Origin of the sequence: Immundisolibacter sp. (genome assembly GCF_041601295.1) — a bacterium.
GTDB lineage: Bacteria > Pseudomonadota > Gammaproteobacteria > Immundisolibacterales > Immundisolibacteraceae > Immundisolibacter.
The window spans coordinates 16,456-42,551 of the sequence record NZ_JBFIII010000009.1 but is presented as its reverse complement, the minus strand read 5'-3'; the positions used below and the strand labels follow the sequence as shown (position 1 = coordinate 42,551).

The window sequence follows — 26,096 nt, the reverse complement described above, 5'->3', positions numbered from 1 at the left end:
TAGGGGGTGAAGGTGACGCCCGGCGGGCGCTGCATCGGCAGGTGCTCGGCCACCATCTCGGGCGCGCCGCCGCGCAGGACGGCCAGCGTGCGATCCATCGGCACGCCCCAGTACAGATGCGCCGCGAACTGCCGGTAGGACGGAAAACACCAGTCGCCTTCGCGCAGCGCCGCCGCGGCGCCAAGACCCACGGCTTCCTCGTACATGGACTGTGCGGTCACGCTCAGTTCGCCGCGCCGCTGCATGCGGATGGTGTGCGTCTCGTAGGCGCGGGTCTGCACCAGGGCGCGGTACATGCGCAGCAGCGTGGGGTCGTCAAGATCGGGCGCGTCCCCGACCAGACTGCCATCCGGCCCCAGGATGCGAAAAAAGTCCTCATCCGGGGCCTGCTCTGCCCACTTGTGCTGTCCCATCGCGGTCTCCTCGTCCGCCGGCCCGAACGACCGGCCGGCCTATAATGCCATCGACATCACTCAGCGCCGGACGGGCGCCTTCGGCCATCAAGGACAGATCATGATCGACTCTCCGCTGTTACCCCATCTGGACGCCTACATCGACGGCCGCTGGACGCCGGCCGCGTCCGGCAAGACCTTTCGTGTCATCAACCCCGCCACCGGAGACCACCTGGCCGACGTGGCGTCGCTGGCCCGCGACGAAGTGCTGACGGCGATCACGGCTGCCAAACAGGCACTGCGCACGCCGTCGAGCTTCGAGCAGCGTTATGCGTGGCTGACCGGCATTGCCCAGGCGCTGCGCGAAAACCGCGAGGAAATCGGCCGCATCCTGACCCTGGAACACGGCAAGCCGTGGAAGGAGGGCGCCGGCGAGGCCGACTACGCGGCCGGCTTTTTCGCTTACTGCGCCGAGCATCTGGATCTGCTCAAACCTCGCAAGCTCGCCGAAAAGCCGCGCGGCTGCGAGTGGACCGTGCAGTACCGCCCGGCCGGCGTGGTGGGCCTGATCGTGCCGTGGAACTTCCCGATCGGCATGATCGCCAAGAAGCTGTCGTCCGCCATCGCCGCCGACTGCGCCAGCGTCATCAAGCCGGCCTCCAAGACGCCGCTGACTATGCTGGCCCTGTTCACGCTGCTGGATCAGGTGGTCAAGCTGCCGGCCGGGCGTGCCAATCTGGTGATGGGCTCGGCCGGCATGATCGGCGACGCGCTGCTGAGCAGCCCCGATGTGGCGGTGGTCAGCTTTACCGGTTCCACCGAGGTCGGTCGCGAGCTGATCGAAAAAAGTGCGCCACTGGTCAAGCGCCTGACGCTGGAACTGGGCGGCAACGCGCCGTTCATTGTCTACGAGGACGCCGACCTCGATCACGCGGCGGATCAGCTGATGGCCAGCAAATTCCGTGGCAACGGCCAGACCTGCGTGTGCGCCAACCGGGTCTATGTGCAGCGCAGCGTGGCCGATGCGTACCTGGAGAAAGTCGTCGCGCGCGTGCGCAAGCTGAAACTCGGCAACGGCATTGACGCCGACACCGACATCGGCCCGCTGGTGGACCGCTCCGGCTACGAGAAGGTGCGTTATCACGTGGAAGACGCCATCGCCAAGGGCGCGACGCTGCTGGTCGGCGGCGGCGCCAAGCCGATCGACACCGAATGGGGCGGCTTTCACCCGCCAACGGTGGTGCGCGGCGTGACCCACGATATGGCCTGCTGCAAGGAAGAAACCTTCGGCCCGCTGGTGCCGGTGATCGAATTCGACACCGAGGCACAGGTGCTGGACATGGCCAACGACACCGAGTTTGGCCTGGCCGCCTACGTGTTCACCCGCGACGAGGCCCGCGCCCAGCGTTCCATCATGGCGCTGCAGTTCCAGCACGTCGGCTGGAACACCGGCTCTGGCCCGACGCCAGAAGCGCCGTTTGGTGGTATCAAGCAGTCCGGCTTCGGCCGCGAGGGCGGCGCCGAGGGTATTTACGAATTTGCAGAAGCGCAGACCGTGCCGCGAGGAGCCTGAAGCGCGACACTTTTGGTCGAACTGGAGGAGATCGCCATGCTGGAGCTGTACACCCATCCCATGTCGCCCTGCGCCCAGAAGGTGCGTTTGGCGCTGGAAGAGAAAGCGCTAGCCTGGCATGCGCATCAGGTGGATCTGGCGCAGAAGGAAAACCTGCGCCCGGAGTACCTGAGGCTGAACCCCAAGGGCGTGGTGCCCACGCTGGTGCACGACGGCGTGCCGATTATCGAATCATCGGTTATCTGTGAGTATCTGGAAGATGCCTTCCCGGCGATGCGGCTCAGGCCGGACGGTGCGCTGGAGAAGGCTGAAATGCGGCTGTGGATGAAACATGTCGACGAGAAACTGCACGCTGCGATGGCCTCCCTGCAGTGGACGCTGCTGATGCGGCCCGTGCTGCTGGAAAAATCGCCCGAGCAGGCGGAGGCGCTCATCGCGCGGGTGCCGGACAAGGCCCGCCGCGAACGCCAGACCCGGCTTTATCACCAGGGACTGGACGCACCGGACGTCGCCGATGGTGTGCACGTGTATGACCACACTGTTCAGGACATGGAACGTGCACTCGCCGACCGGGAGTGGTTGGCCGGCGGCAGTTACTCCCTGGCGGACCTTGCGGTATTGCCGTATTTCCAGACCTTGATGCAGTTCGGCTGGCAGGCGTTTTATGAGCACCGTCCGCGGGTCTGCGCCTGGCTGCAGCGCAGCCTCGCACGCCCTGCGTATGACAAGGGCATCCGGTCGGGGCTCGACCCGGCCTTGCTCAGTCGGCTGGAAGGCCGTGGCGCCGAGGCATGGCCGAGGTTACAGACCTTGCTCGCGGCCTGAAAGCCCAGACCGATTGTGTGTCTTGAGAACTGGCGGATTGTGGGCCACGGGAAACGCTGGCTGGTCTGATCCGCAGGCATCGGTTCAGGCCCGGAGGTCGGCAGCATCCATCGTCGTCCGGGTTTGATACATCGAAATACAGGGAGGAGACCTCGCATGAGCGAGTCGCAGTTGTTCGGTAACGTTTCAAGCGCGTCGCTGGCAGGCTTGCTGCTGGTATGCGGCGCCAGTTGGGCGGCGGCACCCGGTCAGGCGGACCTGCTGGCTGATCATGTCAATACCCAGGACGTGGTTACGTACGGTATGGGGCTGAACGTGAACCGTTACAGTCCGCTGGACCAGATCAATGCCAGCACTGTCGAACATCTCGCGCCGGCCTGGACCGCCAGCCTTGACGACGACCACGGCCAGGAAGCCCAGCCACTGGTCCACGACGGCGTGATCTACGCCATCACCCACAAAAGCACGTTTGCCTTCGACGCCCGCACCGGCAAGCCGCTGTGGCGGCACGATCTGACCTACGAAAAACGCATGTTTCGCGTGGTGTGCTGCGGCATGGTGGCACGCGGGGCGGTGCTCTATGAGGGCAAGCTGATCCGTCAGACGCTGGACAATCACGTGCTGGCGCTGGACATGAAGACCGGCAAGGAAGTCTGGAACGTGCAGGCCGCCGACTGGCAGGATGGTTACACCATGACCGGCGCACCGCTGGTCGCCAATGGCGTTGTCATTGCTGGCGTGGCCGGCGGCGACATGGGCGTACGTGGCTTTCTGGACGGTTACGACGCGGCTACCGGCCAGAAGCTGTGGCGCTTCTGGACCACCGCCGGGCCGGATGACCCCGGTGGCAAGACCTGGGAAGGGGACGCCTATCTGCACGGCGGTGGAGCCACCTGGTTGCCGGGCTCCTACGATCCGAAGCTTGATCTGGTCTACTGGGGCATCGGCAACCCCGGCCCGTGGAATGCCATCGTTCGTCCCGGCGACAACCTGTACACCGACAGCGTGGTGGCGCTGCGGCCCAAAACCGGCGAGCGGGTCTGGCACTACCAGTACGCGCCGAACGACACCTTCGATTACGACGGCGTGAACGAATTGATCCAGGCCGATCTGCAAATCGACGGCAAGCCGCGCCAGGTCATTTTGAACGCGAACCGAAACGGATTCTTTTACGTGATTGACCGCGCGACCGGTGAGTTGCTCAAGGCCAATCAGTTCGTCGACACGCTGAACTGGGCGACCGGTCTGGAGCCCAAGACCGGCAAGCCGATCCTGTCCGAGGTGGCGCAGGCCGTCCTGGCCGGTCAGGAGCAAGTGGTATGGCCATCCAACATCGGTGGCAAGAACTGGGGGCCGGCCTCGTACAACCCGAACACCGGATTGGTGTATCTGAACGGTTTCGAGCTGTCGATGAAGTACAAGCTGCTGAACGCCTCCTGGCGGCGCGGCATGATGTACGTGGCGGCCGATTTTTCGTTTCGTCTGCCAGATGACGGCAAGCCGCTCGGTTACCTGCGGGCGGTGGATCCGCTCACCGGCAAGCGCATATGGGAAGTGCCTCACGACCCACCGTCCAATGGCGGTACCTTGTCCACGGCCGGCGATCTGGTGTTCACCGGGCTGATGACCGGCGAGCTGGTCGCTCACCACGCGCGCACCAGTAAGCTGCTGTGGAGTCACAAGACCGGGTCCGGAATCATCGGTCCACCCATTACCTATGACCTCGATGGCGAGCAGTACGTGGCCGTTATGAGCGGCATCGGTGGGCTGCTGGCGCTGTATCTGCCACATCCGGAGCTCGCCAAGGTGCCCAAGGGCGGCAGCCTGACGGTGTTCCGCCTGCCGCGACCCGCAGGCGCCGCCAATTGATCTTCCGGACGTGGCGCGGCGCGCTTGCCGTCGCGCTGGCCTGGAGCTGTCTCACACAGGCCGGCGGGCGGGCGCCCGATCCGGCCCTCGCCGAGCTGGGCGGCCAGCTCTATCTGCAGATGTGCCGACAGTGCCATGGCCAGGCATTACAGAGCAGCGGGGCGGCGGCCGCCGATTTGCGTCAGTTTCCGCCGGACGATCCGCAGCGCTTCCATGAGTCGGTGATGCACGGCAAGAACGGCATGCCGGCCCACGACGACATCCTTACCGACGAAGACATCGACGCATTGTTTGCTTACGTAACAGCGACGCAGCAGGCACAGCGGCAATGAGGCAGGTCATGACTGATCATCGAAACCGGCTGCGCGGCATCATTTGCGCGGTGGCCTTGCTTGCCGGGCCGGCTTTCGGCATGGGGCAGGGGCTCAAGGTATGCCTGGAAAGTGGCCCGCCGCCGCTGTCGTCAAAAGAGCGCGGCGGCATCGACATGGCCGTTGCGGAGCAGGTGGCGGACTGGCTGGGCCGCCCGCTGGAGATCATCTGGTACGAGGTGGAAGACGACTCTGACAGTTCCCCGGCGGCGCAGGTCAACGGCCTGCTGTCCGCGGGGGTATGCCAGCTGGCGGGTGGCTTCCCGCTGGTGAGCGATGGCTTGCGGGTGCCATTGACCGACACCTATCCGCTGGTGCTGCCGGACGGCAGCCGCCGTTTCGTGAAGCTGGGCACACCCATTCACACGGCGGCGTATCGGTCAGTCGATTTTCGTGTGGTGCTCGGTGCGGCCGAGGGCAAGCGCGCGGTGAGCAGCCTTGATGAGCTTCGCGGACTGCCGCTGTTGGCGGGGCAAAACACGCTGGCCGATCACATCCTGCTGGCTCACGGCGGGGGCGTGCTGCGTCCGGACGTGGTGCACGTGCCGATGCTGCAGGCGGGTGTACTGGCCGCGCTCGAAAAAGGTCATGGTGCGGCCGCGCTGGTGGAAGGGCCGCAATTCGACGCTTATAAAAAAGCGCACCCGGACAGCCACCTGCGTGACGGCGGCTATCAACACCCGCTACAGGTGAACGTGGGCTTCGTGGCGCTGGACACCCGCCGTGGCCTGGTGGACTTGTTTGACCAGGCGATTTCCGACCTGCTGGCCGAGGGTGACATCAAGGCCGAGTTCGTCCGGCTGGGCTACCGCTTCCTGATGCCGGGAGAGCCGCAAGTCCTGCCGCCGCTCACGCTGCGCCTGCTTGCGCAGCCTGCCGGCGGTTCCTGATAACGGTTGACCGTTGGACTCGTTACGACTCTGGTCGCCGCGTCGGCGCTGGCGAAGTTCTCGGCCGGGCGATCAGGGCGCGGTGGTCGACAGATCCGCAGTCATCACCGGATGAATGCCGGCCGGCCCCTTTTCCCATTCGGGTCCAGGGTGCAGCACCTCTGTGACGTAGCCCAGATCCTTGGCTGTATCGACATAATAGAAATTGGCGAAGCCGCCACCGATACCGCCGCCCATGACTACCGGCATACCGGCTTTGGCCAGGCGTTCGGCGTTGGCCTTCCAGCTGGCCGCATCTGGCAGCATTGATGCGTTGACGTGGTGAATGCCCTCGCCGACCAGGTTGCGGTAGTTTTCCTTGTAGTGACTGGGGCCAAACGTCGGCTGGATGACCTCGAAGCCGAGTAACGGGGTGAAATTGAACAGCGTCGTGAAGTAGGCATGGTCGACCGGTTTGCCCAGATACTCCGGGTTTTCCAGTGAGCCGGGGGCAGTGCGCCAGTTCATGAAGTTCCAGTCGGCCAGGCCGAACAGGCGCGACCAGTCCGCGACGCGGGCCATGAGGTCATGCACCACCACGCCGAAGTGCATCTGGAATGTGCCCAGTGGCAGCAGTGGGCCGCCCTCGGGAATTGCATCGGCAAGGTTCCAGACCTCGTCCGGCTTCTCGGTCTGGCGCTCGCCATCGGCCACCAGTAGCTGTACGTAAAACCCCCCCAGGGTGTCCCGGGTATCGAGACACACCTCCCGGACGCCGTCCGGCAACACGGCGCTTTGCGCGATTGCCACGCCCTGCCCGGCGAGCCAGCTCTCCAGTTGCGCCATGCGAGCGCTGTCGACCACGCCGGTGCAGATGTGATGGATGCCTTCGCCCTTGGTGAGCAGGAATTCCTGATACGTGGTCCAGCCGCCGCGCGGCTCCACCAGACGGATGGTGACCGGCCCAAGGCCCGTCTGCGCCTGACCGGTGGCGGTGAGGAAATGCTGCGGCGAGGCGTGACCACGCGTGGTGGCTTTGCTCAGCCGCTGCGGGGTGTGGTCGGTCACCGCCCACTCCTCGATGCCATACATGCGCGCGAACTTGCGCGCGCTGGCGTGGGCGTCTTGTACGACGACTCCGATATGAATCAGGTCATCGGTCGGTATCTTGTTCATCGCGGTGCTCCTGGCCGTGTCAGGCCCAGCGAATGGTGGACAGGCGGTCAGCGGGGTCCAGCGGCTCCCAGATGCCGTCCACCAGTTCGTAGTTTTCCTGCGCGTAGAACTCGAAAGTCGGGTTCAGCGCGCGGGCTTGTTCCTGGTCGGGCGCGCCCTGTTCGCGCATCTGTTTGTGCCAGTGCTGGTCGTAGAGCTCGCGGCTGGCCCAGTGCTCCATCAGGATGACCCGTCCCGGGTTGTCCACACTGCGGAACAGTTCGTATTGCAGGGCGCCTGGCTCCTGCAGGACCGGCTTGAAGGCCTGCGCCATGCCGCCGACCGCCTGGTCAGCGGCGTCCTGGTTCGGAAAATTCAAAGTCACGATGACGCGTACGCCTGCCATGGGTCATTCCTCCTTGGGATTCTGTGGACTGGGGAACCCTGTACTTGTGCCGCCTCGGGGCTCGCCCCGGATGGATCAGTAAAAAAGACTCAGGTTCTTGACCAGCAGAGTGGCCATGTCGAACACCACCGTGCGACTGACGATCTGAAATCCATAGACGCTGTCCGCTCGACGTAGGCGGTCGAAACGTCTGCCGATGACAGAATCCTGGTGTCGCTCGCTGCTGGTGCGGTAGACATGAAAACTCGATTGGACGTCGAATTCGTTGTCAGGCTCGGTGGTATGCGCCCGCACGTTGCTGATCAGATGTCGCGTGCGCGAGGGCGGCGTCTCCGACCAGGCCATGTTGGTATGCAAGCGGTTCACGCGTTCACCGAGCATTTGCAGGTTCTCGTCGAAATGCGCCGCCGTGCCAGGCGGGTACATCTCGCGATCCATTTCCCGCGCCAGACGGTTCACACGCACTGGTGCCCAGTAGTGAACGTCCGGCGCCATCAGGGCCAGCCAGTCATGGAATTGCCAGGCATCCAGCAGTTCAGCCTCGGCATACAGAAACTGCTCGATGTCGTAGGCTGTCTGCAGGGGTACGTTGACCGGCGCCAGGTGTTCCTGGCGCTGAAACAGGTGCACGACCTTGGCTTGCTCGCTCATGTTCGGCCCCCTGGCTCAGGCAGCAAACGAGTCGGGTTTTGCCGGCGCCGCAGTGGCGCTGCGTTCGTCGTCCTCGCGCCGTTGCTTCAGCCGCGCCAGGTCCGGCCAGGGCGCGCCCGACATGATGTCGATATAGTGTCGGTACATGCCACGGGCACCTTCTTCAGCGTACACGTGGGGCACCGTGCGCCCTGGCAGGCCGTCCGCGTCGTAACGCGCGCGCCCCAGCATTTGCTTGTAGATGAGTGGAACCTTGCGCGCCATGTAGCCGCGCAGGATGCGCTGTTCCTCTTCCCAGTTGACGGCGTCGTCCTGCTCGAACATTCCGGCGGGACTGAAGGTGCGCAGCAGATCCAGGCGGATCGCCTCCTTGACCTCGGCCGGTGCCGCTACCGGTGCCATCGACCAGGCCCAGATTTCCATCTCGTTCGGGCCGCGTGGGTGGGTGACGCGGAACGTGTAATTACTGAGCATCATGAAGTTCGGAAAAATGTTGGCGTGCCCATGCGCCGTAACCCGTTGTGGTCCCAGACGCGCCGCGACCTGGTCCTTGGTGGCCTCCTGCCAGCGGTAGATGGTCTCGTTCATGACCGGCATGCCGCCAGCAAACCAGCCAGTGCCGTGGCCATAGGGGGACACGAACTGAAAGCCCGCCGGGCTGGCCAGTTGCCCGAGTTGGCTCATGGCCCAGTCAGGCGGGGGGCTGTTGGCGTCCACGGGAGTGGGCATCATCACCTGGAACGCCGATGCGTGGGATACCTCGCCGTGATACATGTCCGAAGTCGGCTGCTCCGCATTGAATTTCCAGTTGGCGGGTAACACCCATTTGTGTAGGCCGACGATTTCGAGACCACCTTCGTAGCGGTCGATGTAGGCGTCGAAGTACCACGCGAAATCGCCCAGATACTCCTCGAACTCCGGAGCGGTGGTGTCCCAGGTGCCGAAAATGAAGCCTTTGTAATTCGCGAGCCTTACCTCGGTGGCGCGGAATTGCTCACGGTCTTCGGCGTTGTAGATTTCCTCGCCGTGCGGGATGTTGATCACGCGGCCGTCGAGGCCGTAATTCCAGCCGTGGAACGAGCACATGAAATTGCGTGCGTTGCCGGTGTCCGCCCTGCACAGGCGCATGCCGCGGTGACGGCACTGGTTGAGGAACGCTTTGACGGTCCCGTCCGGCTGGCGCACCACCAGTACCGGATCCTCGCCGATATAGTTCTGGATGAAGTCGCCCGGTTGCGGCAGCATGGCGTCGTGCGCCAGGAATATCCAGGAACGGGCGAAAACCTGCTCAAGCTCCTGCGCGTAGACTTCCTGGCTGTGAAAAATCTCGCCACGAATCAGGCCGCGGTCCGGATCGATCCATTGTGAAACGTCCATGCTTCTCCTCCTTCCAGTCCAGTCGCTGCATTATCCTTTACGAGCGTTCAGCGATGGTAGGGGCCAGCGAACTGGGGTGTCAATTTGCGCGGTGACCTCGGTGGCGAACTGCTGCAGTAAGGAGGGAAGCTACCGATGACCGATCGTGACGCCCGGCCAACGGTCGCGTGGGATGAGGAGTTCGACTGGATCGTGGTTGGCAGCGGGGGTGGTGGTATGACCTCGGCGCTGACCGCCCATCACCACGGCTTGCGCAGCCTGATCATAGAGAAATCGGCGTACGTCGGGGGTAGCACTGCCCGCTCTGGCGGCTGCGTATGGATTCCGAATAACTACCTTGCGCTCGAAGGCGGCCTGCCGGACAGCGAAGACCTGGCCAGGACCTACATGGCCGCCACGGTGGGTGACCGCACGCCGCCCGCCTTGCAACAGGCCTACCTGAAATACGGGCCTGAAATGATTCGGTTTCTGCGCGACCACAGCGCGATGCAGTTCGAGTGGAGCAAGGGCTATTCGGATTACTACCCGGAAGCACCGGGCGGCTTTGCCGATGGCCGTGCTCTGGAGCCGGTGCCCTTCGATGGCCACCAGCTCGGGTCGAATTTCAGATACCTGCGCCCGCCGGTAATGCCCGGCGTGCGCTACACCTCAATCAGCCTGCGCGCGGCGCAGATCATGGGTGGCATGCGCAGGCATTGGAGCGGTCGCCGCCAGCTGCTGAAAACGATGTATGACACAACCCGCAACATCTTGACCCGAAAGGCCATGCTGACCATGGGGCAGGGCGTCGCAGGGCGGCTGTATTACTCGGTGCTGCGCGCCGGCGTACCGGTCGAACGCAATACGGCGCTCGCGCGGCTGATCCAGGAAGACGGCCGCGTGCTTGGCGTGGAAGTGACACGCAATTTCAAGCCGCGCCGCTACCGGGCCACGCGCGGCGTGCTGCTGGCCGCTGGCGGTTTTGCCCATAACCAGGCCATGCGCGATCAATACCACCCGCAGCCGTCGCAGGCGGCGTGGTCGATCGCGGTTGAGAGCGACACCGGTGATGGCATCCGCGCCGGTCACGCGGCCGGTGCGCGTCTGGATCTGATGGAGGATGCCTGGTGGGGGCCAGTCAGCCAGATCGGTGGCCAGCGCTATCCGAACTTCAGTGTCACCGAGCGCTCAACACCCGGCGCCATGGTGGTGAACAGCCAGGGCGAGCGCTTCGTGAACGAGGCGGCGCCGTACTCGGACGTGGTCCACCGCATTCACGAACTGCATAACAGCGGCGGCGTATCGCATGTGCCGTGCTGGATCATCCTGGACCGCACCAACCGCAATTCGTACATGTTGGGCCTTGCGATGCCGGCACTGCCCCTGCCCAGGAAGTTCTTCGAACACGAGGATTTTTTCAAGGCGCCGACTTTGCAGGCACTGGCGCAGCAAATCGGCGTGCCGGGCGACCGGCTGCTGGCATCGGTGCGCAAGTTCAACGCCTACGCCGAAAGCGGTGTCGATCCGGAGTTCCACCGCGGTGAGAGCGCCTACGACCGCATTTTCGGCGACCCGCACTTTCGCAACCCGAACCTGGCGCCGCTGATCAAGCCGCCGTTTTACGCCGTAAAGCTTTACCCCGGCGACATCGGCACCCGCGGCGGTCTGGTGACCAACGCGTTGGCGCAGGTACTGGATCAGGACGGCGGGGTGATCCAGGGCCTGTGGGCGACCGGCAATAGCATGGCCTCGGTCATGGGGCATTCATATCCCGGTCCGGGGGCCACGATCGGGCCTTCGATGACCTTTGGGTACGTCGCTGCCCTGGCGGCGGCCGGCAAGATCCCTGCCGAGGGGCCGGCGTAGGCGCGTTTCAACCGTGCTGTAGCTCGTAGACCTGGTACTCGATACCGCCGGGGACCACGCGGCCCTCACCCACGGCCAGGAGCTGGTTGAGCCATTGGTACCGGGGATCCCCGGTCTCGAAGCGTAAATGGGTCATCAGGTACAGTTCGCCGATACGGGTTTCGCCGCCACTTGCCGTCGCCTGGCCGAAGCGCTCGTTCAGCTCCAGAAGCCCGCCGTAGGTGACGTAGATATTCGCGCCGTCATGGGTTTCCAGAACGATTCTTACGTCAACCCGGCCCATGCCGGTCTGATCGACCAGTATCCAGTCGGCGCCGCTGGCGTGGATGCGCCCGGTCAGGCGCTCGCCATCGAACGCCCCGCCCGTGATGTTGGCCACCATGCGCAGCCCGGTCGGTGTGGGTCCGACCTCGATTGGCGCGGCGACGGCGACGTTGAAGCGCATCAGCGCGGTCAGTTTCATATCATTCCGTCCGGGTTGGTCGCCGCTGCAGGGCTAACGTCTGGTCACGCGTGATCAGCCCAGCGCTGCTTCAATGTCGGACTCGATTTTTTCCGGTTTGGTGGCTGGTGCGTAGCGTTTGAGCACTTGCCCGTCGCGTCCCACCAGGAACTTGGTGAAATTCCATTTGATGCGCTCGCTGCCAAGCACGCCAGGCGCCTGCGCCTTGAGCAGCCGATACAGGGGGTGGGCGCCATCGCCGTTGACCTCGATTTTCTCGAACATGGGAAAGCTGACGTTGTAGCGGGTGCTGCAGAAGGTGGCGATTTCCTGTGCATCGCCGGGCTCCTGTTTGCCGAACTGGTTGCAGGGAAAGCCCAGAATCTCTAAGCCGCGATCCTTGAATTTGCGGTACACCTGTTCAAGCGCCTCGTACTGCGGGGTAAAGCCGCACTTGCTCGCCGTGTTGACGATCAGCAGTGCCTTGCCGTTGAACTGGTCCAGCTTTACGGCGGCGCCGTCCAACTGTTTCGCTTCGACCTTGTAAATGTCGGCCATCGTGGTTTCTCCTAGCGGGTTGTTCAGTTGCACTGGTCAGTGCCGCGAGCGGTACCGGCCCCGGTGGGCACGCCGGCTATTCAACCACGTTGGGCCGACTTGCAGCGCCGGAACTGGCAACAACCGGACGGAATCAGGGTGTGGCCAGAAACTGCCGGAGCGAAGCGGCGCTTCAGGCGCTGCGCTTCAGTTTGACCCCGATGCGCGCGACCTTAACGACGTTGCCCTGGGTCTGGACAATTTCCACAGGATAGCCGCCCAGCAACAGGCTGGTCGCCGGCGTGGGGATGTTTTCCAGGTGCTCAAGGATGGCGCCATTGAGGGTCTTGGCTTCGGTGAGAGGCAAATCCCACCCCATGCTGCGGTTCAGTTCGCGCACGCTGGCGCTACCGGCTACCAGGCATGAGCCGTCCGGCTGCGGGTGTACATCGCTCATGGTGGCGGTCGGGGTGTCCGAGAATTTGCCGATGATCTCGCCCAGAATGTCCTCCAGGACAATCAGACCAACGGTATCCCCGTACTCGTTGACGACCAGCGCAAAGCGCTCGCGGTTGGCCTGAAATTGCAGCAGCTGCTGCGTCAGGGAAGTGCCTTCCGGGACGTAATAGGGTTCGTCCAACAGCGTTTGCAGGCGCTCGTGGTCGAACTTGCCGTCGGCAAGCAGATGCGTTACCCGGCGCAGGTGCAGCACGCCCAGTACCTTGTCAAGCGAACCTCGGCACACCGGCATGCGAGTGTGCGAGCTGTTGATCATTTGCCCCAGCAGGTCCGGCCAGGGATCGTCGAGGTCCAGATAACGGACCTCGCCGCGGGGCGCCATGACGTCTTCCACCACCACGCTTTCCAGGTCAAGCAGGCGCAGCAGCATACCGCGGTGACGCGGCGCGAAGTGATGGCCGGCTTCGAACAGCAAGGTCTTGAGTTCGTCGCGGGTGAGCGGGTTTTCGCCATTGTTCTGGGTATGCACCCCCAGAAGGCGCAACAACCCGGTGGAGAAGAAGTTGACCACCAGCACCAGCGGCAGCAGGACGGCCATCAGGGCCGACAAATAGTAGCCGGCGATGAATGCGAGCCGTTCCGGGTGCAGTGCGGCGAGCGTCTTGGGCGTTACCTCGGAGAAGATCAGAAGGGTGATTGTGAGCAGTACCGCGCCGATCGCGATGCCGGCCTCTCCCCACAGGCGCAAGGCAATCAGCGTGGCGATCGACGAGGCAAGCACGTTGACGAAGTTGTTGCCGAGGAGGACCAGACTGATCAATCGGTCGGGTTGCCGCAGCAACTCCTCGACCCGGCGCGCTCCGGGATGGCCCACGCGCGCAAGGTGTCGCAGGCGGTAGCGATTGATCGCCATCAGGGCGGTTTCGCTGCCCGAGAACAGCGCGGATAGCGCCAGCATCAAAACCAGCACCGCAAACAGCAGTGCCAGGGGTACTTCGTCCAAACGAAACTAGACCTTCGGTAGCATAAAGACGGTCTGATCATCGACAGCCGGCGCCCCGGCTGTCAAGGAGAAGTTTCGTGGGTCGGGCTGCGCCGGTCGCTCGCCGGGTGGCATCACGGCCAGGCGAAGACCGGACCGATAGTGCTCTGCAGCAGCTTCGGCCTGGCCGGTATTGTGAAGCAGTTCGGCAAGTTCGAGGTGGCCTTGTATGTCTGGCTTGAGCAACAGGCTGCTTTCGAAATACGCCTGCGCCCGCGCCCATTGCCGGGCGCGCAGGGCCAGTCGGCCGAGGGCCAGCAGCAACTCAGGATCTTTCGGGTGCTTCGCAAGCCAGTGCTCGGCGCGCGCAAGTTCGCGCTCGATCTCATTGCCAGAAAAATGGCCGAACTCGGTGACCGCTGCGCCCTGCCAGTCGCTGTTCAAAAGCCCGACCAGGGCTTCCTGAGCGGCGTCCTGGCGGCCGGCGCGGCGCAGGGCTTTGGCGTACGCCAGTTGCACCGAGCTTTCGCGACGCACTCGGCGCGGCAGCTGTGGCCACAGCAGATCCGGTACTTCGCTGCCGGCCAACTGCTGGCTGGCGCAGGCAAGCTCCTGGCGGTTGGCTTCCGTGGCGTCGATTACACCGGCCCGCCGCAGGCGCGGGATGGTCTCCCCGAGGACTTGCCAATCGCCACGCTGGCGGGCAAGTTCGGCTTCGAGTTGCAGCAGGCGTGGACTGTTATGACCACCCAGGGCGTGCAAGGTGGCAGTGGCCCCAACCGCGTCGCCAGCCGCCAGCTGGGCGCTGGCCTGCAGCCAGGCAATGGCCATGCCGGCTGCGGGCGCGGCGGCGCGGGCCGCCGCATATTCACGCTCGCGCGACAGGTTGTCGCCGCGCAGTTGCGCCAGATGGGCAAGCGCCAGGGCATGCAGTTCGGGCGCGCCGGCCGCCCGCCGCCCTCGCTGGAGTGTTTTTTGCGCCTGTGGGTAGTTGCCTTCCAGCAGCGCCAGCAGGCCGGCCGAAAGATCGGCTTCCGCCTGCTGACGTCGGCGCATCTGGCGTGTCAGGCGCCGCCGCGCCAAGGCCTGGCGGGTGCGGTAGGTGCTGCCAAGTAGCCAGTGCAGCACGCCAAACAGGACCAGTAGCAATACCAGCGCCAGCAGCAGGCTGCGGATTTCCAGCCGCCAGTCGGACCAGGCCAGCAGCAGGTACCCCGGCTGCCCAGCCAATTTGCTCGCGGCAAGCACTCCGGCCGAGGCCGCCAGCAGCAGCCAAAACAATCGCCTCATGGGAGGCGGTCTGCTGCCGTTGTGCGGCGCAGGGTGGCGAGTTGTTCCTGTGGGCCGGACAGATCGGGCAGCGGCGGGCGCAGTTCCAGACCCGCCAGACGCCGCACCGTGGCCAGCGCATCCGCGACGGCAGGCTCGCTGGTATCCAGGTACGCCGAGGCCCAGGCTTCAAGATCGCCAAGGTCGCTTTGTGCGGCGGTGGTGTCCCGTCGCCGCAGGGCATATTCAGCGGAAGCCAGCTTCAGAGCGAACTGCTGGCGCAGATATTGTGCTTCCTGGGGACGCAGAAGCGGCTGGACTGGACTCCCTACCCGCTGCAGCACAATGACATCGCCGAGTTGTTGCCACGCATGCTGCAACGCGCCCCGCCAGCCAGGGGGGCGGGCTTCACTGGGCAACACGCCGGGTTCGCGCAGCGGCGCCGTCTGCAATATCTTGGTTGCCTGGGCGAGTTCCTCCGCCAATGCGCTGGTGTCCGGAATCGTCAATGAACGCAGTTGGGCGCGTAACGCATCGATGCTGGCTCGCAAGCTGTCACTGCCTGACACCGGCGCCAGGGTGGCATTTGCCAGATCAAGCGCCAGCGCGGCCCGGGCGGGGTCGTAATCGAGCTGCGCCGCCCGCTGCGCGGTACGTAGCAGGTAGTCAGCCTCGGCCAGTGCCCATTGGGTGAGGCGCTCCGGCCCTAACTGGTTGATGCGGGCAGCAAGTCCCCGGCTGCGACCTTCGAGTGCTGACAGGTCGTCACTGGCGGTTGCTTGCCAGGTACTGAGAGCCTCAAGCTGACTGGTCAAGCGTGCTTGAGTGGCTGCTTGCGTTGTCAGTGTTACCTGTAACGGTCGCCAGACGGCGACCACAGCGCTGGCCAGGCCGAGCACCAGCAGCAGGGCAAGAATGAACCAGCCGGCACGCCGGCCGGATTTCGGTTTTGGTCGGGCTTCGGCAACATCGCCGGGCGTAGCGGATGCTTCGGGTTTTGTAGTGGTGTCGGTCGGCACAGGAGCAAATTTGGTTATTTCGGTTACCCGCCGTTGAGGCGGGTTGCGCGGGAGGCGCTAGCTTGCGCGGGCTGCGGCAAGAGACTGACCAGTTCTTCGAGCGCATGGCGGTAGACCTCGCGCTTGAAGTTGACGATGTGTTCCAGCGGCGTCCAGTAATCCACCCAGCGCCAGGCGTCGAACTCAGGCAGGCCCGAGGCGTCGAGCCGGATACGATCTTCGTTGGCGCTCAGGCGCAGGAGGTACCACAGTTGCTTCTGGCCAATGCAAGGGGGGCGATCACGCCGCAGATACCGGCGTGGGATCAGGTAACGCAGCCAGCCGCTCGTGCTGCCGAGCAGTTCCACCTCATCCGGTGCAAGTCCCACTTCTTCATGCAGCTCGCGGAACAAGGCCTGTTCCGGCTGCTCGTGTTGCTTGATGCCGCCCTGAGGGAATTGCCATGCGTTTTGGCCGATGCGCCGAGCCCAGAATACCTGGCCAGCATGATTCACCAGGACGATGCCGACGTTTGCTCGAAAGCCTTCCGCATCAATCATGGTGCGATCCTTGCAAAAACACAGGCACGGGCATCGTCAGAAGCCATCGGGGTCTCGTAGTGAACCTGGTGCGGGCCGCCTTCAGGACGCGTACCGTCGCACGGTAAACTGGCTTCGGATGTTAACACCGACCCGCCGCCGGAATAGCCCTTGATGCCGCGTACGCTTGCCTTGTTTGACCTGGATAACACCTTGTTGACGGACGACAGCGATTATTTGTGGGGTCGCTATCTGGCAGATGTCGGGTTGGTGGACGGGCCGGCTTATGAGGTCGAAAACGCGCGCTATTACGAACTCTACAAGGCCGGCGAGCTGGACATCCACGAGTTTCTCGCCTTTGCGCTGCGCCCGCTACGTGACCTGCCCATGTCGCAGTTGTTCCAGTTGCGCGAGTTCTTTATCGGCGAGTGGATCGTCCCGCGCATAGCGCCAGGCGCTGGGGCGCTGCTGGAAAGCCATCGCCGCAAAGGCCACCTGCCGGTCATCATCACGGCCACTAACCGTTTTATTACCGGACCGATTGCGGCTCTGTTGGGCGTGCCGGCACTGATCGCCACCGAGCCCGAATTGGAAGCGGGCAGTTTTACTGGCCGCGCTTTGGAGCCACCGTGTTTTCGGGACGGCAAGGTGGCGTGTCTTGAGCGCTGGCAGGCTCGCTACGGCTATGTCGGCGCTTACCTGTACTTCTACAGCGACTCACATAACGACTTGCCTTTGCTGGAGCGAGCCGACGTGCCGTGCGTGGTCGACGCCGACCCAGCGTTGGCCACGGTCGCCAGTGAACGTGGCTGGCGCCAGATAAGCCTGCGTGTGGCGAGCTGAGGAGGCCTGCAATGTCCGCCGGATCGATACGACAAGTCTGCTATCATCTCTGCGGCTTGCGCAGGCAGCGGCCTGGTTCACGTGCTGTGTTGGCCGAACTCCCGTATTACAGCGATTCGCGCCCTGCGGGGCGTGTTTTTCAGCCTGAGCCCTGGGCCCCTTAGTGTTGCGTAAGTACCCGCGTTTTCTGGTTGCGAAGCTGGGTCGGACGCTCCCCGTTGCGAGCGTCGTTTTGTGTCTGATTGCTCCGGGCGAGGCTTCGGTACGCCAGCCCAGCGACGCCCAGTGCGGCAGCGCCTTCGAGTTCATCGGGCCGGATCCGGCGGTCGCCGCCCGTGCCAAGGCCAGTGGTCAGCCCATTTACGTCGTGGCCACGAGATCCGAGACCCAGCCTTCTGGTGACATCGTGTTGCGTGGCCAGGCGGCCGTGGTCAAGGGAGACCGTCAGCTGAACGCCGACGAGGTCACCTTCAACCGGGATACCCAGGCGGTGGGCGCGGCCGGCGCCGTGGTATTCGGCGACAGCCGAATGATGCTCGAAGGCAGCAGCCTTAACTACAACATCGGCTCCGACCAGGGCACGATCGAGAACGCCAGCTACGCCTTGCGCGAGAAGCGGGCCCGTGGCCGGGCCACCCGCATCATCCGCCGGGACTCAAGCCGCCATGGCCTGGAAGGCGCCTTCTATACAACCTGTCCGCCGGGCAAACGCGATTGGGCTGTGCGCTCATCTCAGATCGACCTTGATTTTGACGCCGGGCAAGGCGTAGCACGCAATGTGGTGCTGGATTTCAAGGGCGTGCCGATCTTCTACAGTCCGTATTTCAGTTTTCCGCTGTCGGACAAACGCAAATCCGGGTTCCTCGCCCCGAGTGCCGGCAGTACCGATGAAACCGGATTCGAGCTGCGCGCTCCGTACTACCTGAACCTGGGTCCGAATTACGACGCCACCATCGCGCCGCGCTATATGAGCAAGCGGGGTTTGATGATGGAGGCAGGTGGCCGCTATCTGTTCAGCGGTGTAGCGGGGGAGCTGAATGGCACTTTCCTGCCGTCAGATGGCGTGGCAGGGCGTAGCCGTGATGCATTGTTCATGAGCCAGAGTGGGGTCATCACCCCCCGTTGGACGCACTACCTGACCTATAACCGGGTATCGGACGAAGCTTATTTCGAGGACTTTGGCCGCGGTCTCACGGACGTCAGTACCACCCATTTGCAGCGCCTTGCCACCACCAGCTACAACGGTGACAACTGGCGCGTAAGGGGCCAGGTCGAAACCTATCAGACCCTGTCCGGTAGCCGCCCGTATCGACGGTTGCCACAGTTAGCCTTCAACACCTCGGGTTTCGCCCCCGGCGGCCTGAGTTACGCGCTGGATAGCGAGTACACCACCTACGACCACCCGGATTTGGTGGATGGCACGCGGCTGGACCTGTATCCGAGTATCAGCCTGCCATGGGAGCGGGCGGCGTTTCGGGTCGAGCCACGATTAGGTTTTCGTTATACCCAGTATCAGCTGAATCATCAGCTGCCGGGCCTGGATGACGCACCCAGCCGGGCGTTGCCGATCCTGAGCGTGGACAGCGGCCTGTTTTTTGAGCGCGATGTCGACCTGTGGGGCCTGGCAGCGCAACAGACGCTTGAACCACGACTTTTTTATCTGTATGCACCGCGGCGCAATCAGGACGACATCCCCCTGTTTGATACTGGCGATAGCGATTTCAGATTCGAGTCGATGTTTCGCAGCAACCGCTTCTCAGGGCCGGATCGGCAGGGTGACGCCAACCAGGTCACGGCGGCGGTAACCAGTCGTTTTTTGAGCGCCACCAGCGGCGTCGAGATGATGCGCGCCAGCCTGGGCCAGATTTATTATTTCCGGGATCGCCAGGTGGACTTGTTGCCGATGGCAGCGGCTGACGACGGTCAGTCGGCTTTTGTCGGAGAGCTGTGGGCGCGGTTGACCCGGGCGCTGACCGCGCGCGGCGATATGGAGTGGGATCCCGACAGCGGCAGCACGCAGCGTTCCGTGGTCGGTCTCTACTACCGTCCAGCCGGTGGCATGCTTCTGAACGCGTCCTATCGCATGCGCCGCGAGCTGCCTGACCTGTCCGCGCCGGGGCAGGTGGACAACCTGGAGCAGCTTGATGTGTCCGGCGTCATCCCGCTGGGCCGCAACTGGCAGGTGGTGGGCCGGTCGTACTACTCCCTGCCCGAGGCCAAAGTCATCGAGAGTTTCCTTGGCCTGGGCTACGAGAGCTGTTGCTGGGGTGCGCGAGTGGTTACCCGTCGCTACGTGCGTAATCTGAGTGGCGGAACCACCAACGCCATCTTGTTCGAACTTGAGCTAAAGGGCTTGACCAACGTGGGTAACAAGGTCGAGGACCTGATCACGGAAGGTGTGTTCGGCTATCGCCGTGATGCCGCTGGCTTCTGATTCCCCTGTGGATAACACCTGACGTGAAACGACTGCTCGCCATTTTGTTCAGTGCCGCGTTGCCTTTTGCAGGGCTCGCAGCCAACCTCGATCGGGTGGTGGCGGTCGTGAACAAGGACGTGATCGTCGCCAGCGAGCTCCAACACGAGGTGCAGCGCATTCTGGCGGACCTGCGTCAGCGCGGTACAGCGGCGCCACCCATGCGCGAATTCGAGCGCCAGGTACTTGAGCATTTGGTGGCTCGCCGCCTGCAGCTACAGCTGGCCGAACTCGCCGGCGTCAACATTGGTGACGACGAGCTGAACTTTGCGCTGGAGAACATCGCCGCCCGCAACAAGTTGTCGTTGGCGCAGATGCGCGAGGCGATTGTCGCTGACGGTGGCGATTTCGAGGAGTTCCGTGAGGAAGTCCGCATCGAGATGCGGATTACCCAGTTGCGGCAGAAGGAAGTCATCGCCCGCATTGGCGTGTCCGATGCCGAGGTTGAGCGGTTCTTGGCCGAAGGTGGCGCGACGGCGGCCAGCCGCTATCACCTGGCGCACATCCTGATCGCCCTGCCGCCCAACCCAACCCCGGAGCAGCAGCGCAGTACTCTGAAAAAAGCACGTCAGGTGCGTGAGGAGTTGCTGGCCGGGGCGGACTTCGGCCAGATGGCAGTAACGGTGTCGCGGGGCCAGCAGGCGCTGGAGGGGGGCGACCTTGGCTGGCGCAACGCCGATGAGTTACCGCCACCCTTTCTGGATGCCGTGCGTGATTTGCCATTGCAAGGCGTGAGTGCGCTCATTCCCAGCTCCAATGGTGTCCATATCCTGAAATTGCTGGAGTCCGACGCGACCGGTGGCCGGCATGTGGTGGAGCAGACCCATGTCGAGCACATCCTGATCAAGACCGAGTCGGGGCGCGAGGAAGAGGCGCTGGCGCGTATCCAGTCGTTGCGCCAGCGCATTCTGGCCGGGGAGAATTTTCATGACCTGGCGCGCAGCCATTCGGACGATCCCGCGTCGGCGGTAAACGGCGGCGATCTGGGGTGGGTGACTAGCCAACAGGTGGTGCCGGCGTTCGGGACTGCCATGCGGAATCTGCCGCTGGGACAACTGAGTGAACCGGTGGCGTCCAATTTTGGCTACCACTTGATGCGCGTGCTGGCCCGGCGCCAGCACGACGATACCGAAAACTACCGTCGCGCGCATGCCCGCGACACGCTGCGCGCACGCAAGGCCGAGGAAATGACCCAGAGCTGGTTACAGCGCTTGCGCGACGAGGCATACGTGGAACTGCACCTTTAAAGGCGCATGCGCATGATTCGCCTGGCGCTTAACGTCGGCGAGCCGGCCGGTATCGGCCCGGACATTTGCCTTGACCTGGTGCGTCTGCCTTCGCTACCCAACGTCGAAATCACCCTGATCGGCGACGCCGACATGCTGGCGGCACGGGCGGCGGCGCTTGAGCTCCCGGTGCGGTTTGAGGTGTTTGACCCGACGCAGGTCCCGAGTCTTGCTGCGCCCGGGTCCGCCCGGGTTTGGCCGGTTCGCCTGCCGCGCCCGGTGCAGCCCGGACGACCTGAACCCGCTAATGCACGGGCTGTTCTGGATGGCCTTGACCGCGGCATCGATGGCTGCCTGGCAGGCCGCTTCGATGCCCTGGTGACGGCACCACTCGACAAGGGCGTGATTTGCGACGCCGGTATCCGGTTCAGCGGCCATACGGAATATCTGGCCGCCCGCGTCGCTTGCCCGCAGGTCGTGATGATGCTGGTGGCGGGACAGTTGCGGGTGGCCCTGGCGACGACGCATTTGCCGTTGCGGGACGTGGCCGAGGCGCTCAGCATCGATGGTTTGATAGGCACGCTGCGGATTCTGAACCACGATCTGCATCGAAGGTTTGGACTCAAACGCCCGCGTATCGCGGTGTGTGGGCTGAATCCCCACGCTGGCGAGCGCGGTTACCTGGGGCGCGAGGAGATCGACTTGATCGAGCCGGCCATTGCCGCAGCGCGGGCCGAGGGGCTGGACCTGACCGGCCCACTGCCGGCGGATACAGTGTTTACTCCCGAACGCCTGACGCGATTTGACGCCGTGCTCGCCATGTACCACGACCAGGGCCTGCCAGTGCTCAAATACGCCGGCTTTGGGCAAGCGGTAAACGTCACCCTGGGCCTGCCGATCATTCGCACTTCGGTCGATCATGGCACCGCCTATGATCTTGCCGGCAGCGGCCGGGCCGACAGTGGAAGCCTGCGGGCAGCCGTAGCGCAGGCGGCCTCACTCGTTGCCGGTCACGAATGATTCCGGTCGCAAGGAAGCGCTTCGGGCAGAATTTTCTTCAAAGCCCCGGCATCATTGCCCATATCGTGGCGACTCTGGCGCCTGAGCCTGGCGAGACCTTGGTCGAGATCGGTCCCGGGCATGGCGCCCTGACCGCCCCGGTGCTCGAACGCGCCGGTACCTTGACCGCGATTGAACTGGACCGCGATCTGGCGGCCAAGCTGGCGACTCGCTTTGCCACGCATGCCGGGCTGCGGCTGCTCAGTGCCGACGCGTTGCGGTTTGATTTCACCAGCCTGACCGTGCCAGGCGCCCCGCTGCGGGTGTTCGGTAATCTGCCGTACAACATTTCGACACCGCTGTTGTTTCACTTGCTCAGCCAGCGCTCAGCCATTGCCTACATGCTGTTCATGCTACAGCGCGAGGTGGTGGATCGCATGGCCGCCGCACCGGGTGATACAGACTACGGTCGGCTGTCGGTGATGATTCAGTACGCGTGTCGGGTGGAGGCGCTATTTGTGGTGCCGCCGGGTGCATTCTCGCCCGCGCCCAAGGTGCACTCGCGAATGGTCGAGTTGACGCCTTACCGACAATTGCCCTATCCGGCTGGCGATGAAAAACGTTTCGCGGAGGTGGTGCAGCGCGCTTTTTCCCAGCGCCGCAAGACCTTGCGCAACAGCCTCGCCGGTGTGGTGGATGAGCCGCAGTTCGCAGCGGCGGCGGTTGATCCCGCCTTACGTCCGGAGCGGTTGTCAGTCGCCGATTTCGTGCGCTTGGCGGACGCCTGAGCTAGGACCGGTGCGCATCCCGCGTCTTTATGTGGACCAGCCTCTGGCAAGTGGGAGCGAGGTGACGCTCGACCGCCGGGCGATGGAGCACGCAGCCAAAGTGCTGCGCCTGCGCGCTGGCGATGATCTGTGCCTGTTTGACGGCCTTGGCGGGGAGTACGCGGCAGAACTGGCGCGTGGCGTCGGCGGCGCGCTGGTGGCGCAGGTGGGCGAGCACACGCCCGATCGGGTCGAGTCCACCCTTTCGTTGTGCCTGGTGCAGGGTATTTCGCGCGGTGAGCGTATGGACTACACGCTGCAAAAGGCCGTGGAGTTAGGCGTGCAGGCGGTGGTGCCGGTGGTGACCGAGCGCACGGTACTGCGCTTGCACGGCGAGCGCGAGCAGCGGCGCCTGGCGCACTGGCGGGGGGTGATTTTGGCAGCCTGCGAACAGAGCGGGCGCACGCGCGTGCCGACGTTAATGGCGCCCTGCACGCTGGCTGAGCACCTCACCCACGCGCTGCCGGGAACGGCCTTTTTACTCGACCCGCGGGCGGCACGGGCGTTGACGCAGGTTGGCCCGCTCACTGGCCCGGTCAGCGTGCTGATTGGACCTGAAGGCGGGCTTGCCCCCCACGAAAGGGAAGCGGCGCAGGCCGCCGGCTACCGGGCGGTCCGCATGGGGCCGCGGGTGCTCAGGACCGAAACCGCTGCCCTGGTGGCGCTGACCTTGCTGCAGGCGCTGGCAGGGGACCTGGGCGCCTGACCGGCTGGATCAAAAACCGTGGCCAAACTCGGCCACGAAGCGTTGCTCGAAGGCCTCGCGCGTGAAATAGTGATTCTGCGTGCCGTGCTGCTCGATCTTGATGGCGCCCATCAGCGAGGCGACACGGCCGGTAATTGGCCAGTCGAGTTCGTGCATCAACCCATGCAGCAGGCCAGCCCGGTAGGCATCGCCGCAGCCCGTGGGGTCGTTGACGGCGGCCGTTTTGACCGCCGGGATGTCAATGCGGTGACCGCCGGTATAGATGTTCGAGCCTTTGCCGCCGCGCGTGACAATCAGTGCCTCGACCCGTTTGGCAATGTCGCCAGCGGACAGTTCCGTGCGCGACTGGAGCAGCTCGATCTCGTAATCGTTGACGGTGATCCAGGTTGCCTCGTCGATGAAGGTCAGCAGTTCTGCCTTGTCGAACATGGGCAGACCCTGACCGGGATCGAAGATGAACGGCACCCCCGCCTCGGCAAACTCGCGTGAGTGCAGCAGCATGCCATCGCGGCCATCCGGGGCCACGATGCCGATGTCGACTTCGTCCACGTCAGCCAGCGAGTTGCGGTGCGATTCGCTCATGGCGCCGGGGTGAAAAGCGGTGATCTGGTTGTCGTCCAGATCGGTCGTGATGAACGCCTGACCGGTAAAGCTGCCCGCCACTTGGGTGATATGGCGACGATCTATGCGGTGCTTGTCCAGCCAGTCCTGGTAGGGGCCAAAGTCCTCGCCCACGGTGGCCATCGGCAGCGGCTCGCTGCCCAGCAGCGAGAGGTTATAGGCGATATTGCCGGCGCAGCCGCCGAACTCACGGCGCATCTGCGGCACCAGGAACGACACGTTAAGGATGTGTACCTGATCCGGCAGGATATGGTTCTTGAAGCGGTCCTGGAACACCATGATGGTGTCGTAGGCCATGGAGCCACAGATCAATGCCCGCACTGCGTTATCCGCCGGTCGAGGTTGCGGCCATCACGGCCGGGCGCCAGGCAAGGTCCGGCTGACGCGCGGCACGCACCTCATCCAGACGCTGTACTGGCAAGGTATGCGGCGCCGCGTGCAGCAGTTCCGGCTGCTCGCGCGCTTCCTGGGCGATGCCGATCAGTGCCGCCACGAAACCGTCCAGCATATCCAGTGCCTCGGTTTCGGTCGGTTCGATCAGCAGGCATTCAGGAACGAGCAGTGGAAAGTAAACCGTCGGTGCGTGGTAGCCGTAATCGAGCAGGCGCTTGGCAACGTCAAGCGCGCTCACGCCGAGGCTCTGTTTTTGTCGGCGCAGGGTGAGGATGAACTCGTGGCTGGCGCGCCGCGTCGGGAACGCCAGATCGAACCCCGCATCACGCAGCCGCGCCTGCAGGTAGGCCGCGTTCAGGGTGGCAAAATCGGCCACCCGACGCAGCCCCGCGCGCCCGAGCAGGCGCACGTACACCCAGGCCCGGATCAGAATGCCGGCGTTACCGGCAAAGGCGGACAGGCGGCCGATGCTCTGCGGCCGGTCAGCCTCGCTCAACCAGCGGTAGCGTTCGCCCTCGCGTGCCACCATCGGTACCGGCAGAAACGGCAGCAGGCGCTTGCTCACGCCAACCGGGCCTGCGCCCGGCCCCCCGCCACCATGCGGCGTTGCAAATGTCTTGTGCAGATTCAGATGGACCACGTCGAAGCCCATGTCGCCTGGTCTGGCGTGGCCGAGGATGGCGTTCAGGTTGGCGCCATCGTAGTAAAGCAGGCCGCCCGCTTCGTGCACTACACGCTGGATGTCGAGGATTTGCCGCTCGAACACGCCCAGGGTTGAAGGGTTGGTCAGCATCAGGCCGGCAGTCTGTGGTCCAACGGCGGCGCGCAAGGCATTGAGGTCCACGTCGCCATCGGCGCCGGTGGGGATTTCCCGTACCTCATAACCGCACATCACGGCCGATGCGGGGTTGGTGCCGTGCGCTGCGTCGGGCACCAGAATCTCGCGTCGCGCGTGATCGCCGCGGGTCCGGTGGTAAGCCTCGATCATGGCGATACCGGCCAGTTCGCCTTGCGCTCCCGCCAGCGGCGTCAGGGATACGCCGGCCATGCCGGTCACGGTGGCGAGGATGTCCTGCAGCTCCCATAGGCAGCCCAGAAAACCCTGGCCCGTGGCCTCCGGTGCCAGCGGGTGGCGGTCACGCAGCACCGGACGCAGCGCCAACTCGTTGGCCGCCCGCGGGTTGTACTTCATGGTGCAGGAGCCGAGCGGGTAGAAGTGCGTGTCGATGGAGAAATTTTTCTGCGATAAACGCGTGTAGTGCCGCACGGCCTGAAGTTCGGAAACCTCCGGCAGCGGCGGCGGACAGGCCCGCAGCAGAGACGCTGGCAGGTCGTCGGGAGCGCTCGCGTAAGCCAGCTGCGAACCGTTGGCGCGGCCTGGGCGTGACTGGTCGAAGATCAACATCGGCGTGGCTGCGAACTGATGGTGACCATGACGCTTGACGATAC

25 protein-coding genes are annotated in these 26,096 nt (G+C 64.1%); 12 read left to right on the top strand and 13 right to left on the bottom strand.

The features are described 5' to 3' along the window. The coding region (locus ABZF37_RS02370; protein WP_372716357.1) for a thiamine pyrophosphate-dependent enzyme at positions 1 to 413 on the bottom strand (413 nt) is incomplete at its 3' end. A 100-nt stretch (positions 414 to 513) separates the two neighbouring features. On the opposite strand from ABZF37_RS02370, the gene ABZF37_RS02365 reads away from it, so the two are divergent. The 5 genes from ABZF37_RS02365 to ABZF37_RS02345 all read left to right on the top strand — a co-directional run bounded on the left by ABZF37_RS02365 (position 514) and on the right by ABZF37_RS02345 (position 5,920). Further along, positions 514 to 1,965 carry an NAD-dependent succinate-semialdehyde dehydrogenase gene (locus ABZF37_RS02365; RefSeq protein ID WP_372716355.1) on the top strand — a complete coding sequence of 484 codons (1,452 nt, stop codon included), beginning with the start codon at positions 514 to 516 and terminating at the stop codon, positions 1,963 to 1,965. Positions 1,966 to 2,001: 36 nt separating this feature from the next. Then, positions 2,002 to 2,790 carry a glutathione S-transferase family protein gene (locus tag ABZF37_RS02360; protein WP_372716353.1) on the top strand — a complete coding sequence of 263 codons (789 nt, stop codon included), beginning with the start codon at positions 2,002 to 2,004 and terminating at the stop codon, positions 2,788 to 2,790. 156 nt (positions 2,791 to 2,946) lie between these two features. Continuing rightward, the gene (locus ABZF37_RS02355) at positions 2,947 to 4,659 is read left to right on the top strand and encodes a PQQ-dependent dehydrogenase, methanol/ethanol family (RefSeq protein ID WP_372716351.1); all 1,713 of its coding nucleotides are present in this window, start codon (positions 2,947 to 2,949) and stop codon (positions 4,657 to 4,659) included. Next, entirely contained in the window at positions 4,656 to 4,991 is a 336-nt protein-coding gene (locus tag ABZF37_RS02350; RefSeq protein ID WP_372716349.1) for a cytochrome c, read from the top strand. The genes ABZF37_RS02355 and ABZF37_RS02350 overlap by 4 nt, the downstream gene beginning before the upstream one ends. A gap of 8 nt (positions 4,992 to 4,999) precedes the next feature. Then, complete coding sequence (locus tag ABZF37_RS02345; RefSeq protein ID WP_372716347.1) at positions 5,000 to 5,920, top strand: hypothetical protein; 921 nt, start codon at positions 5,000 to 5,002, stop codon at positions 5,918 to 5,920. 72 nt (positions 5,921 to 5,992) lie between these two features. Here the strand turns inward: ABZF37_RS02345 and ABZF37_RS02340 are convergent, their stop codons facing one another. From ABZF37_RS02340 to ABZF37_RS02325, 4 genes are all read right to left on the bottom strand, one after another. Next, positions 5,993 to 7,075: a VOC family protein gene (locus ABZF37_RS02340; RefSeq protein ID WP_372716345.1), complete on the bottom strand. Its 1,083-nt coding sequence runs from the start codon at positions 7,073 to 7,075 to the stop codon at positions 5,993 to 5,995. A gap of 19 nt (positions 7,076 to 7,094) precedes the next feature. Next, the gene (locus ABZF37_RS02335) at positions 7,095 to 7,460 is read right to left on the bottom strand and encodes a putative quinol monooxygenase (RefSeq protein WP_372716343.1); all 366 of its coding nucleotides are present in this window, start codon (positions 7,458 to 7,460) and stop codon (positions 7,095 to 7,097) included. Positions 7,461 to 7,535: 75 nt separating this feature from the next. Beyond that, positions 7,536 to 8,111 (bottom strand): 3-phenylpropionate/cinnamic acid dioxygenase subunit beta, encoded by a 576-nt coding sequence (locus tag ABZF37_RS02330; protein ID WP_372716341.1) that lies wholly within the window; start codon positions 8,109 to 8,111, stop codon positions 7,536 to 7,538. 15 nt (positions 8,112 to 8,126) lie between these two features. After that, positions 8,127 to 9,488: an aromatic ring-hydroxylating dioxygenase subunit alpha gene (locus tag ABZF37_RS02325; RefSeq protein ID WP_372716339.1), complete on the bottom strand. Its 1,362-nt coding sequence runs from the start codon at positions 9,486 to 9,488 to the stop codon at positions 8,127 to 8,129. Between the two features lie 135 nt (positions 9,489 to 9,623). Here ABZF37_RS02325 and ABZF37_RS02320 point away from each other — a divergent pair, with 135 nt between their 5' ends. Further along, the gene (locus ABZF37_RS02320) at positions 9,624 to 11,333 is read left to right on the top strand and encodes an FAD-dependent oxidoreductase (RefSeq protein WP_372716337.1); all 1,710 of its coding nucleotides are present in this window, start codon (positions 9,624 to 9,626) and stop codon (positions 11,331 to 11,333) included. Positions 11,334 to 11,340: 7 nt separating this feature from the next. Here the strand turns inward: ABZF37_RS02320 and ABZF37_RS02315 are convergent, their stop codons facing one another. The 6 genes from ABZF37_RS02315 to ABZF37_RS02290 all read right to left on the bottom strand — a co-directional run bounded on the left by ABZF37_RS02315 (position 11,341) and on the right by ABZF37_RS02290 (position 16,580). Beyond that, the gene (locus tag ABZF37_RS02315) at positions 11,341 to 11,796 is read right to left on the bottom strand and encodes a DUF3237 domain-containing protein (protein ID WP_372716335.1); all 456 of its coding nucleotides are present in this window, start codon (positions 11,794 to 11,796) and stop codon (positions 11,341 to 11,343) included. 54 nt (positions 11,797 to 11,850) lie between these two features. Further along, the gene (locus tag ABZF37_RS02310) at positions 11,851 to 12,333 is read right to left on the bottom strand and encodes a glutathione peroxidase (RefSeq protein ID WP_372716333.1); all 483 of its coding nucleotides are present in this window, start codon (positions 12,331 to 12,333) and stop codon (positions 11,851 to 11,853) included. Positions 12,334 to 12,505: 172 nt separating this feature from the next. Further along, entirely contained in the window at positions 12,506 to 13,774 is a 1,269-nt protein-coding gene (locus ABZF37_RS02305) for an HlyC/CorC family transporter (protein ID WP_372716331.1), read from the bottom strand. A gap of 6 nt (positions 13,775 to 13,780) precedes the next feature. Then, on the bottom strand, positions 13,781 to 15,043 hold the full coding sequence (locus ABZF37_RS02300; RefSeq protein WP_372716329.1) for a heme biosynthesis protein HemY: 1,263 nt from the start codon (positions 15,041 to 15,043) through the stop codon (positions 13,781 to 13,783). Next, positions 15,040 to 16,041 (bottom strand): uroporphyrinogen-III C-methyltransferase, encoded by a 1,002-nt coding sequence (locus tag ABZF37_RS02295; RefSeq protein WP_372716327.1) that lies wholly within the window; start codon positions 16,039 to 16,041, stop codon positions 15,040 to 15,042. The genes ABZF37_RS02300 and ABZF37_RS02295 overlap by 4 nt, the downstream gene beginning before the upstream one ends. 23 nt (positions 16,042 to 16,064) lie before the next feature. After that, positions 16,065 to 16,580: an RNA pyrophosphohydrolase gene (locus ABZF37_RS02290; RefSeq protein WP_372716325.1), complete on the bottom strand. Its 516-nt coding sequence runs from the start codon at positions 16,578 to 16,580 to the stop codon at positions 16,065 to 16,067. Between the two features lie 153 nt (positions 16,581 to 16,733). On the opposite strand from ABZF37_RS02290, the gene ABZF37_RS02285 reads away from it, so the two are divergent. The 6 genes from ABZF37_RS02285 to ABZF37_RS02260 all read left to right on the top strand — a co-directional run bounded on the left by ABZF37_RS02285 (position 16,734) and on the right by ABZF37_RS02260 (position 23,633). Then, the gene (locus tag ABZF37_RS02285; RefSeq protein ID WP_372716323.1) at positions 16,734 to 17,402 is read left to right on the top strand and encodes an HAD family hydrolase; all 669 of its coding nucleotides are present in this window, start codon (positions 16,734 to 16,736) and stop codon (positions 17,400 to 17,402) included. A gap of 232 nt (positions 17,403 to 17,634) precedes the next feature. Beyond that, positions 17,635 to 19,836, top strand: coding sequence for an LPS-assembly protein LptD (locus ABZF37_RS02280; RefSeq protein WP_372716321.1), 2,202 nt, complete (start codon positions 17,635 to 17,637; stop codon positions 19,834 to 19,836). Between the two features lie 23 nt (positions 19,837 to 19,859). Beyond that, entirely contained in the window at positions 19,860 to 21,122 is a 1,263-nt protein-coding gene (locus ABZF37_RS02275; protein WP_372716319.1) for a peptidylprolyl isomerase, read from the top strand. A 6-nt stretch (positions 21,123 to 21,128) separates the two neighbouring features. Further along, entirely contained in the window at positions 21,129 to 22,121 is a 993-nt protein-coding gene (pdxA, locus tag ABZF37_RS02270) for a 4-hydroxythreonine-4-phosphate dehydrogenase PdxA (RefSeq protein ID WP_372716317.1), read from the top strand. After that, a complete protein-coding gene (gene rsmA / locus ABZF37_RS02265; RefSeq protein ID WP_372716315.1) occupies positions 22,118 to 22,888 on the top strand; it encodes a 16S rRNA (adenine(1518)-N(6)/adenine(1519)-N(6))-dimethyltransferase RsmA in 771 nt (256 codons plus the stop codon). Before pdxA ends, rsmA begins: the two co-directional genes overlap by 4 nt. 10 nt (positions 22,889 to 22,898) lie before the next feature. Then, complete coding sequence (locus ABZF37_RS02260; RefSeq protein ID WP_372716313.1) at positions 22,899 to 23,633, top strand: 16S rRNA (uracil(1498)-N(3))-methyltransferase; 735 nt, start codon at positions 22,899 to 22,901, stop codon at positions 23,631 to 23,633. 9 nt (positions 23,634 to 23,642) lie between these two features. Here ABZF37_RS02260 and ABZF37_RS02255 read toward each other — a convergent pair whose 3' ends face one another. Together ABZF37_RS02255 and gcvPB are read right to left on the bottom strand one after the other, a co-directional pair. Further along, on the bottom strand, positions 23,643 to 24,575 hold the full coding sequence (locus tag ABZF37_RS02255; protein WP_372716311.1) for a carbohydrate kinase family protein: 933 nt from the start codon (positions 24,573 to 24,575) through the stop codon (positions 23,643 to 23,645). 4 nt (positions 24,576 to 24,579) lie between these two features. Further along, entirely contained in the window at positions 24,580 to 26,052 is a 1,473-nt protein-coding gene (gene gcvPB, locus ABZF37_RS02250) for an aminomethyl-transferring glycine dehydrogenase subunit GcvPB (RefSeq protein ID WP_372716361.1), read from the bottom strand. Between the last annotated feature and the right edge of the window lie 44 nt (positions 26,053 to 26,096).

Bases quoted from the DNA above. Each gene is read 5' to 3' on its own strand.
- ABZF37_RS02320 (WP_372716337.1), top strand. From the start codon at position 9,624: ATGACCGATCGTGACGCCCGGCCAACGGTCGCGTGGGATGAGGAGTTC.
- gcvPB (WP_372716361.1), bottom strand. From the start codon at position 26,052: ATGTTGATCTTCGACCAGTCACGCCCAGGCCGCGCCAACGGTTCGCAG.
- ABZF37_RS02330 (WP_372716341.1), bottom strand. From the start codon at position 8,111: ATGAGCGAGCAAGCCAAGGTCGTGCACCTGTTTCAGCGCCAGGAACAC.
- ABZF37_RS02325 (WP_372716339.1), bottom strand. From the start codon at position 9,488: ATGGACGTTTCACAATGGATCGATCCGGACCGCGGCCTGATTCGTGGC.
- ABZF37_RS02345 (WP_372716347.1), top strand. From the start codon at position 5,000: ATGACTGATCATCGAAACCGGCTGCGCGGCATCATTTGCGCGGTGGCC.
- ABZF37_RS02340 (WP_372716345.1), bottom strand. From the start codon at position 7,075: ATGAACAAGATACCGACCGATGACCTGATTCATATCGGAGTCGTCGTA.
- ABZF37_RS02290 (WP_372716325.1), bottom strand. From the start codon at position 16,580: ATGATTGATGCGGAAGGCTTTCGAGCAAACGTCGGCATCGTCCTGGTG.
- ABZF37_RS02360 (WP_372716353.1), top strand. From the start codon at position 2,002: ATGCTGGAGCTGTACACCCATCCCATGTCGCCCTGCGCCCAGAAGGTG.
- ABZF37_RS02335 (WP_372716343.1), bottom strand. From the start codon at position 7,460: ATGGCAGGCGTACGCGTCATCGTGACTTTGAATTTTCCGAACCAGGAC.
- pdxA (WP_372716317.1), top strand. From the start codon at position 21,129: ATGCGCATGATTCGCCTGGCGCTTAACGTCGGCGAGCCGGCCGGTATC.
- rsmA (WP_372716315.1), top strand. From the start codon at position 22,118: ATGATTCCGGTCGCAAGGAAGCGCTTCGGGCAGAATTTTCTTCAAAGC.
- ABZF37_RS02315 (WP_372716335.1), bottom strand. From the start codon at position 11,796: ATGAAACTGACCGCGCTGATGCGCTTCAACGTCGCCGTCGCCGCGCCA.
- ABZF37_RS02355 (WP_372716351.1), top strand. From the start codon at position 2,947: ATGAGCGAGTCGCAGTTGTTCGGTAACGTTTCAAGCGCGTCGCTGGCA.
- ABZF37_RS02285 (WP_372716323.1), top strand. From the start codon at position 16,734: ATGCCGCGTACGCTTGCCTTGTTTGACCTGGATAACACCTTGTTGACG.
- ABZF37_RS02365 (WP_372716355.1), top strand. From the start codon at position 514: ATGATCGACTCTCCGCTGTTACCCCATCTGGACGCCTACATCGACGGC.
- ABZF37_RS02310 (WP_372716333.1), bottom strand. From the start codon at position 12,333: ATGGCCGACATTTACAAGGTCGAAGCGAAACAGTTGGACGGCGCCGCC.
- ABZF37_RS02300 (WP_372716329.1), bottom strand. From the start codon at position 15,043: ATGAGGCGATTGTTTTGGCTGCTGCTGGCGGCCTCGGCCGGAGTGCTT.